The following is an 11,870-nucleotide window of genomic DNA, read 5'->3' as shown; positions in this document are numbered from 1 at the left end:
ACCAGTTGGCATGGGCGGAGCGCGAATTAAAAAGAGCACGAGATTACGAGCAAGAAGTTTTCATCTTTTCGCATCAACTCCCTTTTCCGAGCGTTGAGTTTCAAGGGATCGGTTCACGAGTCGCTAACTCCGCGGAAGTTCTCGAAATCGTCTCTCCTTTTGATAAACAGATTTTAGCGTTCTTTTGTGGACATCTGCATCTCAACCGCGTTTTCAGAGAACAAGGCATGTTATGTATCGTCTCTTCCGGCGTTATCTGTTATCCGATGATGTGGAAGCAAGTGTTAGTTTACCCAGATAGAGTTGAGGTGAATTCCGTGACTGTTGATCTACCGGATGTCCGCGCTGAATCGGAGGCAGTTCAACCAGACAACAACCCCTATTTGTTGGGTAGAGACCGGGATTTAAACTTCAGTATTCCCCGAAAGGATTTCCTTTAGGAACTGAAAGACCTTAGCCACCGGGGGCAGCATCGCAACATCGGCGCGATGCGGGTTCGGGGAAAAACTGTGAATGCCAAGTTTCACCTGATGATTCCCGTCAGGGTCAGGTTAAAAAAATGATTGAAGTTCAAAATATCACAAAAAACTACGGTCCCTTCCAAGCACTCAGGGACATCTCCTTTCAGGTAGACAAGGGACAAATCGTTGGCTTCCTCGGTCCCAACGGCGCAGGGAAAACAACAACGATGCGGATCCTCACCTGTTTTATGCCTGCAAGTAGCGGACGCGTTACCGTCGCTGGATACGACGTTTTCAAAGCGTCACGAGAGGTTCGGAAACGCATCGGATACCTTCCCGAAAACGTACCACTCTATCCAGAAATGACAGTGACGAAGTATCTGACCTATATGGCAAAGATCCGCAGCGTGCCACGCGGGAACATCAAAGCGCAGCTCGATAACGCCATTGAGGCGTGTGGACTCACCGAACGCCGACATCAGATCATCGGGCAATTGTCCCGCGGTTTCCGGCAGCGTGTCGGTTTGGCACAAGCACTCATCCATGAGCCAGACGTTTTAATCCTCGATGAACCCACCTCTGGATTGGATCCGCGACAGATTGTCGAAATCCGAGAATTAATCAAGGCACTCGGCAAGGAACGGACCATTCTGTTCAGCACCCACATTTTACCCGAAGCCAGTCTTACATGTGAACGGTTGATTATCATCAGCCGGGGCAAAATTACCGGGGATGTCCAGTTGAAAGATGGGCGTGCTGTATCCAGACAAAGCGATGTGCCTGACAGCAGTACAGAGGATTTACAACCCGCCTCCTCAATTCTCGCGCTTGAGGTAGCAGGGGCACCAGCAGAGGATATATCGGCAGCACTTAAGAACATCGAGAACGTGATTGAAGTTGAGCAACGCTCTGCAAGTACAGATACCTCGATCACCTTCCATCTTCACTATACACTGGCAACCGACATTCGCGCAGATGTTGCAGAGACCATTGTTGGACGTGGATGGCAGCTGCTTGAAATGCACACAACCGAAATGTCTCTGGAGGAACTGTTCCTCTCCTTAACGGTATAACGCGCTTCTTTCTACAACCATGAACAAAGCTGAAGTTTTCTTAGTTATCCGGTATATCAAGCGGTAGTTTCAATTGCTCGCGAACGGCTCGCCGAACTTCATCGCAGATACGCATCGCGTGTGCGGTTTCGTCCGTGGTCGCGAATTTCCCAGGATAGCGCGGATCAACCGCATGTTCCGACAACTTTGAAAAATCTTCTCGCCAAGCATCCCAAGCAGGAAGAGCCGGGACTATCAGATTCAATAACTCTTGTAAATCGTGGGTCCTTGGAAACGGGATGTTCGCCTCTTGAAGCCACGCCTTTAGATACTTTTCAATACATTGCTGTGCATGGAAACAGATAGCATCATTTACTGGATTTTGTCCTTGAAGCACTTGCTGCGCCACAGAGTAATCACCTTCAGCTTTCTCCACCCATTCCTCTGTCAACGGATTCATCGCGTGTTTTTCCTTCTTTACAGGTTTCAAGAAAAAATTAGCAGTTTCATAAAGCACCTCGCCTTTTTCAGTGATCTCTCGGAGAAACCAATCGTTATACACGAGACGATATGCCAGGTCTTCAGGCGAATGCACAAGCACATGTAGACGGAAAGGACGCGCGAGACGCTTCCGAATTTCTGTCTCTCGCTGGCGGGTTTCCGATTTCGGCACCGGCATGACTACCAGTAAATCGACATCGGAGGACTCCGTGGGCGTGCCGTACGCATAAGAACCAAAAAGAACAACCTGCAAAGGCGCGAATTCGCGCACGATGTCATCACAGGTCGATTGAATCTCTTGTCGGGTAACCATGCTCGTCCCCTTTCTTATTTCAGCGTGTCCACAACAGAAATGCCCCGCGAACGTCGGCAAACATATAGCACTAATTATGCCACATCGCTATCGCGTATACAAGACAAAATTTAAAAATATTGATTTCTAAATGCATTCATCGTATAATCAACACTACGAAACCATTTGAACAGGGAGGCACAATCCTCAAAAAAGAAGACTTATGAGACTTGTTACCTTTCAAACCAAATCGACAGATAGCGCACCAAGACTCGGTGCGTGGATTACCGGCGACCAAATCGTTGACCTCACGGCAGTTGCCCCAGACATGATCCAGTTCTTTGAACAGAATTGCATCGCTGACGCACAAAAACATATCGATCAGGCTGCTAACAGTGCTGATACCTCCGACAGTATCTTCTCTGTTGCCGACGTGCAGCTGCTCGCGCCGTTCCCGCGTCCGGCAAGCTTGCGAGACTTCGGTGTATTCAAAACCCACATGGATGCCGCCTCACGCATTACCGGTAAAGAAATCTCGCAAGAGTGGTTTAAACTGCCCAATTACTATCGCGGCAGCACAAGCCCATCTTCTATCGCAGGGCACGAAGCTCTCGTTACGTGGCCCAACTATACCGAGAAACTCGATTTTGAACTGGAGTGGGGGGTCTATATCGGCAAAACTGGGAAAAATATCTCAATAGAAGAAGCTCCGGAATACATCGCTGGCTATACCGTTTACAACGATATTAGTGCTCGTGACATCCAATTCCGGCACATGACGTTGGCACTCGGTCCCGCCAAAGGAAAGGACTTTGATAACAGCAATATCATGGGGCCCTGTCTCGTTACACCAGATGAAATTGATGACCCGTACAACCTCCGAATGATTGCCAGAATCAATGGCGAGGTCTGGGCAGACGGAAGTACATCGGATATGTATTACTCCTTCGCTGAGATGATTTCGTTTGTTTCGCAATCAGAGACGCTCCATCCAGGCGAGTTTTTAGGCTCCGGTACTGTTGGAAAAGGATGTGGGTGGGAACTTGATCGCTGGATTCAACCGGGTGATGTGATTGAACTTGAAGTCGAAAACATCGGCGTGCTCAGAAACCAAATCGGTGAACCAGAAGTGAATCCCGCCGAATGGACGGAAAAGGGCTTTGAAAATGCGACTCAAAGATAAAGTAGCCATCACGACAGGTGCCGCATCCGGCATTGGAAAAGCCACAGCAATCCTGTTTGCCGAACACGGCGCAAAAGTAGTCGTCGCGGACATCGACGAAGACGGCGCGAACCAGACTGTTGCTACCATCCGAGATGCGGGCAACGAAGCGATTTATGTCCAAACCGACGTGACAATTTCAGACCATACCGAACGGATGGTACAGGAAACCGTCAGCAGATACGGAAAATTGGATATTCTGTTGAGCAGTGCCGGAATCGCAATGCGACTCCCCGTTGGCGATCTGCCGGAAGCGGACTGGCACCGTTGTTTAGATGTCAATCTCACCGGTGTCTACCTCTGTGCCAAGGCAGCGATCCCTGCCATGCAGAAAAACGGCGGTGGTTCCATTATCAACCTGTCCTCCATCTACGGACTTGTCGGCGCGGATGTTCGAGCGGCGTATGTCGCCTCCAAAGGTGGCGTGACAAACCTCACCCGCGGGATGGCACTCGACTACGCAGAGGACAATATCCGAGTCAACTGTATCTGTCCCGGTTTCGTTGAAACACCGTTAGTCGCCGGTGTCATCAAAACACCAGCGGAATATCAGGACCTCGCCGACAAGCATCCGATGCGGCGCCTCGCCCAGCCCGAAGAGATTGCCTTCGGTGCCCTATATCTCGCTTCCGACGAATCCGCGTTCGTTACAGGGATTGCCTTACCGATTGATGGCGGTTACACTGCCGGATAAAGACAACCATTTCACAAGTAAATTCAGCAATCCTTGTATACGAATTTTATACGACAACTTATCATTCGCACAACAAGTCCCAATTCTCAGATTATAGTAAAACCCATAATTACGTAGATATTGCGGGGAGGCGAGGATACAATCCTCGCCAGCGGCGGTGGGGTTCGTTTGCTGACCGACTGCCTATATATCTTCGGGTTTTACTATAAAATTCCGTCCTTCCTAAAAATTATGCACATTTTCTGCCCCTAAATTGTATCTTTAATAATTAAAGAGGGTAGCATGCATAGTTCGGTATTAAAGAACCGCATCTGTTTTAGTGCCGCGCCTACCCAAGTGATAAGAATATACGCACAATCAACTCTTTCATCAATAATGATGGAGAATCCTGATGGAAAAAGACGACGTTCAACTAATTCGGAGAATCTTGTCAGGTGACGACGAGGCGTTCACTACCTTAGTCGGAAAGTACCAAAAGGGTGTCCACGCGCTTGCGTGGCGCAGGATTGGTGATTTCCACTTCGCTGAAGAAATTACGCAAGATACCTTCCTTCAGGCATACAAGAACCTTGCGACGCTGAAAAATCCCAATCAGTTCGCTGGATGGCTTTATGTCATTGCAAACAATCTTTGCAACAGATGGATTCAAAAAAAGAAACCCGCGATACAATCGCTGGAGGATACACCTGTGAGAGAAATAGACCAATCCTCTTACACACATCATGTATCGGAGCAACGAGAAACAGAAACTACCGAGCACCGTCACGAAATCGTCAAAAAACTTCTGAAAAGGCTGCCAGAGAGCGAACGCACGGTAGTGACCCTTTATTATCTTGGCGAAATGAAACCGAAAGAGATTGGCAAGTTTTTAGGTGTATCAATGAACACGATTAACAGTCGGCTTCGTCGGGCGCGAAAGCGTTTACAGGAAAGGGAAGAACTCTTGATTCAGGAGATACTCGGTAGCCTCCAATTACCGACTCATCTAATGGAGAGCATCAGCCGACAAGTTGCCAACATCAAACCAATATCCCCGCCCCCAATTGGGAAACCCCTGGTGCCGTGGGCGGCTTTTGGCACGGCTGCTATTTTGGTTATGTTGGCACTGGGTGTCGGCAATCAATACCTTGCTCACTACCAGAGACCGTATAGTTTCGAGGCACAATCCGAACCCACAATTGAAATTGTTGATGCCCCCATCGTCCTTGATATTGATGCAAAATTGGCACTACGAAATCAGATCGGACGACCTGTTATCCGCGGTAAGAACAATAGCACGAATGTGTCCGCTGATTCTGAAAATCCAAGCATTCCTCAATCTGAAAAACGGTTCTTCGGATTAACACTTGCTGAAATTGAAGAGAAAATCCCTGAGCTTGAGGAGGAAATCCGAACCAATCTCACCAAGGCGGTAGAACTCTACACTAAGCTGCGAAGCACAGATGGAATGGCAGGGATATCAACCGAGATTGCCGCTTGGCGCGATGAAACATGGCAAGAGGTGAAGCGGTTGTTCCAAGATGTCGCTTATACCGGAAAAATTCTGAGATATAGATCTTTTTTGAAGGTAACAGGTGTGGAGGAAGATCCAATACTCCCCGGCGGATGGATATATGAACTGATGGAACCTTTGCCAATGGGGGTTGAACCGGGTAACGCATCTGATATACCCTCTAAGCAAGACGATGCTAAGAATTCCCTCAATGAAAACTAAACTTAGGAGAAAAACTGTGTCCCTTTTAAATATGAAACCGAATCGTTTCTTACTTTCCTGCTTTGTCTTTCTCGCGTGTTTCACAATAGCATTTGCCCAGGGAACACCGTCACAAGACACAGCAGAAAGTGAACTTGATTTTGAGGCACTTTTAGCAGCTATCAAACATCATCATGCTCTGCTTAAATCTGGTGAAGGGGAAGTTGTTTACACGCTTGGGGTACCTCCGTTCGTTGACACTGACACCCGTATTGTTACTGGTACCATCATCTTCAATAGGGAGAAAACACGTTTCGATTCAGAGGAGACACCTTTCCATCCACAAGGAAAAACGACTATCCTTACGCCGATCGGATCATGGGAAATTATTTCTCACAAACATAGAAATTCCGACTACCTCTTTAGTACAGAAGAACCTCGACTCATCAATCCTTATCACGATGTAGATCCGAGACGATGGCTCACCTTGAGAAGCAAAGATTTAGCAACCTATCTGAGAAGAAAAAACTTCCAAATCATAGGACGCGAGGGATTCAAAAATATTCTATGTTATGTTTTGGAAGCCAAAAGCGGAGATAGAACTGAAAAGATTTGGATCGCACCCGAACGCGGATTTCAATATCTAAAACGTGAAAGCCAATTCCCGCGTCCCGTAGATGCCCTGGACAGCGATATTCCCATGGAAGCACTCACCATCATTCGCACGATAGTTTCCTATCAGCAATTTGGAGAGATATGGTTCCCTGAGTCAGTCTTTAGTGAATACGCTTGGCTCGACTTTAAGCCAGTGGATCCTATAATTTCGGGACAGAGGTTGGAGATAAAGAATTTCAAAATCAATCATGACATACCACCAGAGACATTCACTGTTGACCTTCCTGACGATGCCACGATTAAAGTGGATGGAATTAGTAAGGCATTGACCAAACAGGAATTCCTCAAACGCTACGCGCAGCAGTAGGAAATCTGACTGTTCATGTTAATGATACTGTGTCGTTTTCGTCTTGACTTTGCTGGAGTTGTTTAGTAGAATAACTCCAGCTCCTACCCACACCCAAATTCTGCTATCAAATCAGAATTTATCGCTGTAATAACTGAGGAGCATTTTATCATGTTTAAATCGAAACTATTTTGGGGAGGCGTATTGCTTTGCGTGGTGGTCCTCTTTGGCGTTCTGGTCCACAGAGCAAATCAGCCGCAAGAAACGATAAAGATCTATAAAACTGCCGTGCCAGCGAAGCGCGCTAAGACCCAGTCTGCAGACAAACAAAAGGCGCGAACGAACCAAGACATTGATAAAACACAGATCGTTTCTACACCTACGGATTCCGATGTATCTATAGATTCTGGAGATTTCACATCGGAAGATACACAATTTTCTGAAGTGGAAGTGCAGACCGAAGAAAACACGCTATCCGTTGATGTAGAAACCGAAACCGATACTACGTCTGAAGAAGAACGGTTCTTTGGATTGACACTCGCTGAAATTGAAGAAAAAATTCCGGTGCTTGAGGAGGAAATTCACACGAACTTAACCAAAGCGGTGGAACTCTACACCGAACTACGAAGTACAGATGGAATGGCAGGGAAGTCACCCGAGATTGCCGCTTGGCGCGATGAGACATGGCAAGAGGTAAAGCGGTTATTCAATGATGTCGCTCACACCGGAAAAATTCTGAGATATAGATCTTTTTTGAGAGTAACAGGTGTGGAGGGAGATCCAATACTCCCCGGCGGATGGATATATGAACTGATGGAACCCTTACCGATGCGAGTTGAACCCGGCGAAGCATCTCCATAAACCCTACTTAAGAAAAATTAGGAGCAAAACAATGTTCGTTTTAAATATGAAACCGAATCGTTTCCTACTTCCCTGCTTCGTTTTTCTTGCATGTTTCACGATAGCATTCGCACAGGAAACACCGTCACAAGACATAGCAGAAGATGCACTTGATTTTGAGGCACTTTTAGCAGCCATCAAACATCACCATGCACTGCTCAAATCTGGTGAAGGGGAAGTGATTTATACTGATGGGCAACCTCCCTTCGATGATGATCTCCATATTTCTAAGGAGCGTATCACTTTTGACTCAGAAAATACTCGCTTCGATTCACCGAGAACAACTGTAATACTTACACCAATGGCATATTGGGAAATTGATCCGCACGCCAAAAGGCACCCTAATTACTACTTTAATCCGGGACCACAGGCACCTGTTCTAATTAAATCACCAATGGATCCAAGACACTGGCTCACCTTGGGACACAAAGATTTAGCGACCTATCTTAAGAGCGAGAACTTTCATATTACTGGACGTGAACTTATCAACGGGACGCTATGTTACGTCTTGGAGGCAAAACAGGGGGAGATGTCTGAAAAGATTTGGATCGCACCCGAGCGAGGGTTTCGATACCTCAAACATGAAAGCCAATTCCCGCGTCCTGTAGATGCTCTGGACAGTGATATTCCGATGGAGGCACTCACTATTGATCGCACAACAGTCTCCTATCAGCAACTCGGAGAAATCTGGTTCCCCAAATCAGTCCTTAATGAATATGCTTGGCTCGATTTTCAAGCGACATACCCTATAATTTCCCGGCAGACGCTGGAGGTAAAGGATTTCAAAGTGAATCACACCATACCGCCAGAAACATTCACCGTTGATCTTCCCGATGGTGCAATGGTTCGGGTGAACCGTCAGACATTGTCCAAAGAAGAATTCCTCAAACAATACGGAGAGCTACTCCCGCGACCTACAGACTCCATCAAGGGTCAATAACCTACTCAGCCAAGCAGCTATAGCAGTGTACTACAACTTAAAAAATGCGAAAAATTTTCTTCTGTGTCTTCCTCATTTTGCTGCTTAACAGCGCGTATCTGTTTAGCTTCGGTGAACCGACGCTCTTTTACATCTCCAACGTTCTACTCCACGTTGGACTTGGTGTCCTTCTAATAATTCCGTTCAGTATCTACCTCTACCGACAATTGAAGCGAATCTCAAGACTTGGACAAGTAGGGAGTATCGGTATAGTTGTTGGCATTATCAGTGGTGGCTATCTGATGATCGTCGGTGCGATAACCCCCTATCGGTGGTTACTCATCACACATATCGTCAGTATAAGCGCGGGTAGTATTCTCCTCAGCATTCACTTATTGAGAGATCATGCCTTCCTCACGCCATTGCTAAAAAAAATAAACATCGGTGTGCTGGTTGTTGTCGTCCTTTTCCCGATAGGTGCGAAACTTACACAACACTATCTACCAAACGAAACCTATCTCGTCGAAAATCCGGCACTCCCTCCGACAAGTATGTACGAGGAGGGCGGCGGCACGACTGGTCACTTCTTTCCCGCATCCGTCGAAACAGAGACGGGTGCCCTGATTCCAACCGATTTCTTTCTTACATCGGAGACCTGCGCCACCAAGGGATGCCATCCAGACATCTATCGGCAGTGGAACGAATCCGCTCATCACTTCTCCTCCTTCAATAACCAATGGTATCGTAAATCAATCGTCTATATGCAGGAGGTCAACGGCATTCAACCCTCTAAGTGGTGCGGTGGGTGTCACGATCCAGCAATTCTACTTAACGGCGTGATGGACAGACCCATTCGTGAAAACCTCCATACCCCAGCAGCGCAAGCAGGACTCGCCTGTACGGCGTGCCACTCCATCGAAAAAGTTAAAGACACAATGGGGAACAGCGGGTACGTGATTAAATATCCCCCACTGCACGACATCGCTGCCAGTGAGAATCCTATCATCCGCAATCTGCATAACTACCTCATCCGGCTTGATCCAGAACCGCATAAAAAGAGTTTCCTCAAACCCTTCCATCGTGAAAACACGGCTGAGTTCTGTTCAACCTGTCATAAAGTGCATCTGGACGAACCGGTCAACAATTTTCGATGGGTACGCGGCTTCAACGACTATGACCAGTGGCAGAAAAGCGGGGTCTCCCACCAAGGCGCGTTGTCCTTCTACTATCCCGAAACGGCGAAAAAGTGCGTCGATTGTCACATGCCGCTCGTTGACTCTACAGATGCAGGAAATATCAATGGCAAGGTTCATAACCACCGCTTCCCCGCTGCAAACACAGCACTGCCCTTTGTAAATCAGCATCCAGAGCAACTCAAAATTGTAACAGAGTTCTTGGAGAATAAAGTAGTAACGTTGGATCTCTTCAAAGACGGCACACCGATTCCAAGCAGTGGAACTGAAATCGCACGAGGTAAAGACACACGGATTGATGTCGTCGTACGCACACGAGGTGTTGGACACCGTTTCCCGACTGGCACGATCGATGCCTTCGACATCTGGCTGGAGGTAAAAGCAACCGATGAAAACGGAAAAATCGTTTTCTGGAACGGCAGAATCGCTGCGCCCGATGGAAACGGACCGGTCGATCCGAGCGCGCATTTTTATCGCGCCTATATGCTTGATGCACACGGAAACCTGATTAATAAACGAAACGCTTGGGCAATGCGAACTGTGCTCTATTCAAACACAATTCCACCCGGTGCCGCCGATACCGTCCGCTACCGGCTCGAAATCCCACCCGATTGTGGGGACCGTCTCACACTGGAGGCGAAACTCAACTACCGCAAATTCAATTGGTGGCACACACAGTGGGCTTACGCCGGTGTGCGTGACCCAGAGGACACGGATTTTCAGGTAGATAAAGGCTACGATGACGGCAAATGGGTTTGGACAGGTGATACCTCAGATGTCGCTGGGAAAATCAAGGCGATCCCGAACCTACCGATCATCGAAATGGCATCCGCCAAAACAACCTTAAAAGTAGTAGGCACACTTCGTGTGCCGTCAACCCAAGCCGTAGAAGCAACTGCGTTACCGTCAAAATCTGAGAACATTCGTGAACGGTGGAACGACTACGGCATCGGGCTTCTCCTGCAAGGCGACCTGAAAGCCGCGGAGACTGCTTTCTTGAAGGTAACCGAAATAGAGCCAACATATCTCGATGGGTGGGTAAACGTAGCAAGAGCCCGAATTGAGGAAGGAGACATGCAAGGCGCGGAAGCGATGCTCGAAAAGGCATTTGAGATTCAGAAGACGCTATCCCCTGAAAACCCGCATCGCGCAAAAGTCCACTACTTTTACGCCCTCGTTCAAGAAGCGGACGGCAATTACGATACAGCGATTGAGCATCTCCAACACGCTGCTGCGCAATTCCCACGCGACACACGTGTCCGGAACAAACTTGGACGTATGCACTTCCTAAAACGCAACTACGAAACCGCGCTGGCTGAATTCCAGAAGACGCTCACTGTGGATCCAGAAGATTTGGACGCACACTACAACATGATGCGGTGTTACCGTGCGCTCAAGAACCCGTCGCTCGCCGCCCAATCACAAAAACTCTATCTACGTTTCAAGGCGGACGAATCTGTCGATGCAATCACCGGTATCCCCCGCCGTGCAGATCCGGATGTCAATCGCGAACGCCAACGAATTCATGAACACACCAATAGTTATGAACCACTGCTCAACCCCTGAGCATCAGCGCGTAAGTTAGATTAAACCTATAGATCTGTCATATTTCTCCATAATTGCCATCAACTTTGTTCCTTTACTACACTTAAACAAGACCTTGAATTTCGTCAGAGTGTTCTCCCAAAATGCCTTTGACAACGTTCCGACAATATGCTATACTAACATAGGAAATCCAGAAACCTAAAGACTTGGATAGGAGAATATTTATGCTTAATATCAATCCGCAATATCTTGTCAACCATAAAGGTGAAAAAACCGCTGCTGTCCTGTCGATGCCGGAGTACCGCCTTCTCATGCAGCACCTTGAAGATTTAGAAGACATTTTAGACATGGACACTGCAGCAAAAGGCGAGACCCATTTTCGGGACTATCGGGAGATTCAAGCCGAGTTGAAAAAAGAAGGCAAACTTTGAACTCAC

General features: G+C 47.5%; 11 protein-coding genes. 10 read left to right on the top strand and 1 reads right to left on the bottom strand.

The genetic code is table 11. The features are described from left to right. Both OXH39_19665 and OXH39_19660 read left to right on the top strand, forming a co-directional pair. Positions 1-440 (top strand): hypothetical protein (locus tag OXH39_19665; protein MCY3552680.1); only part of this gene is annotated, 440 nt, incomplete at its 5' end. Between the two features lie 119 nt (positions 441-559). Then, a complete protein-coding gene (locus OXH39_19660; protein MCY3552679.1) occupies positions 560-1,534 on the top strand; it encodes an ATP-binding cassette domain-containing protein in 975 nt (324 codons plus the stop codon). Between the two features lie 40 nt (positions 1,535-1,574). On the opposite strand, the gene OXH39_19655 is transcribed toward OXH39_19660, so the two are convergent. Then, positions 1,575-2,327 (bottom strand): HEPN domain-containing protein, encoded by a 753-nt coding sequence (locus OXH39_19655; protein MCY3552678.1) that lies wholly within the window; start codon positions 2,325-2,327, stop codon positions 1,575-1,577. Positions 2,328-2,529: 202 nt separating this feature from the next. Here OXH39_19655 and OXH39_19650 point away from each other — a divergent pair, with 202 nt between their 5' ends. The 8 genes from OXH39_19650 to OXH39_19615 all read left to right on the top strand — a co-directional run bounded on the left by OXH39_19650 (position 2,530) and on the right by OXH39_19615 (position 11,864). Further along, a complete protein-coding gene (locus OXH39_19650) occupies positions 2,530-3,489 on the top strand; it encodes a fumarylacetoacetate hydrolase family protein (protein MCY3552677.1) in 960 nt (319 codons plus the stop codon). Continuing rightward, positions 3,473-4,222 carry a glucose 1-dehydrogenase gene (locus OXH39_19645; protein ID MCY3552676.1) on the top strand — a complete coding sequence of 250 codons (750 nt, stop codon included), beginning with the start codon at positions 3,473-3,475 and terminating at the stop codon, positions 4,220-4,222. Before OXH39_19650 ends, OXH39_19645 begins: the two co-directional genes overlap by 17 nt. 391 nt (positions 4,223-4,613) lie before the next feature. Beyond that, positions 4,614-5,936 (top strand): RNA polymerase sigma factor, encoded by a 1,323-nt coding sequence (locus OXH39_19640; protein MCY3552675.1) that lies wholly within the window; start codon positions 4,614-4,616, stop codon positions 5,934-5,936. 16 nt (positions 5,937-5,952) lie between these two features. Further along, positions 5,953-6,897, top strand: a complete 945-nt coding sequence (locus tag OXH39_19635; GenBank protein MCY3552674.1) for a hypothetical protein — start codon at positions 5,953-5,955, stop codon at positions 6,895-6,897. Positions 6,898-7,047: 150 nt separating this feature from the next. Next, a complete protein-coding gene (locus tag OXH39_19630; protein MCY3552673.1) occupies positions 7,048-7,737 on the top strand; it encodes a hypothetical protein in 690 nt (229 codons plus the stop codon). A gap of 31 nt (positions 7,738-7,768) precedes the next feature. Beyond that, positions 7,769-8,716 carry a hypothetical protein gene (locus tag OXH39_19625; GenBank protein MCY3552672.1) on the top strand — a complete coding sequence of 316 codons (948 nt, stop codon included), beginning with the start codon at positions 7,769-7,771 and terminating at the stop codon, positions 8,714-8,716. A gap of 44 nt (positions 8,717-8,760) precedes the next feature. Further along, entirely contained in the window at positions 8,761-11,454 is a 2,694-nt protein-coding gene (locus OXH39_19620; protein ID MCY3552671.1) for a tetratricopeptide repeat protein, read from the top strand. Positions 11,455-11,657: 203 nt separating this feature from the next. Beyond that, positions 11,658-11,864, top strand: a complete 207-nt coding sequence (locus tag OXH39_19615) for a hypothetical protein (GenBank protein MCY3552670.1) — start codon at positions 11,658-11,660, stop codon at positions 11,862-11,864. The last annotated feature ends 6 nt before the right edge of the window (positions 11,865-11,870 follow it).

It is taken from the genome of Candidatus Poribacteria bacterium, from assembly GCA_026702755.1.
Taxonomy (GTDB): Bacteria; Poribacteria; WGA-4E; order WGA-4E; family WGA-3G; genus WGA-3G.
This window is presented reverse-complemented; position numbering and strand designations above follow the sequence as displayed.

Excerpts from the sequence above, each read along its gene's own strand:
- OXH39_19660 (MCY3552679.1), top strand. The coding sequence starts at position 560 with ATGATTGAAGTTCAAAATATCACAAAAAACTACGGTCCCTTCCAAGCA.
- OXH39_19640 (MCY3552675.1), top strand. The coding sequence starts at position 4,614 with ATGGAAAAAGACGACGTTCAACTAATTCGGAGAATCTTGTCAGGTGAC.
- OXH39_19625 (MCY3552672.1), top strand. The coding sequence starts at position 7,769 with ATGTTCGTTTTAAATATGAAACCGAATCGTTTCCTACTTCCCTGCTTC.
- OXH39_19630 (MCY3552673.1), top strand. The coding sequence starts at position 7,048 with ATGTTTAAATCGAAACTATTTTGGGGAGGCGTATTGCTTTGCGTGGTG.
- OXH39_19645 (MCY3552676.1), top strand. The coding sequence starts at position 3,473 with ATGCGACTCAAAGATAAAGTAGCCATCACGACAGGTGCCGCATCCGGC.
- OXH39_19620 (MCY3552671.1), top strand. The coding sequence starts at position 8,761 with ATGCGAAAAATTTTCTTCTGTGTCTTCCTCATTTTGCTGCTTAACAGC.
- OXH39_19650 (MCY3552677.1), top strand. The coding sequence starts at position 2,530 with ATGAGACTTGTTACCTTTCAAACCAAATCGACAGATAGCGCACCAAGA.
- OXH39_19655 (MCY3552678.1), bottom strand. The coding sequence starts at position 2,327 with ATGGTTACCCGACAAGAGATTCAATCGACCTGTGATGACATCGTGCGC.
- OXH39_19615 (MCY3552670.1), top strand. The coding sequence starts at position 11,658 with ATGCTTAATATCAATCCGCAATATCTTGTCAACCATAAAGGTGAAAAA.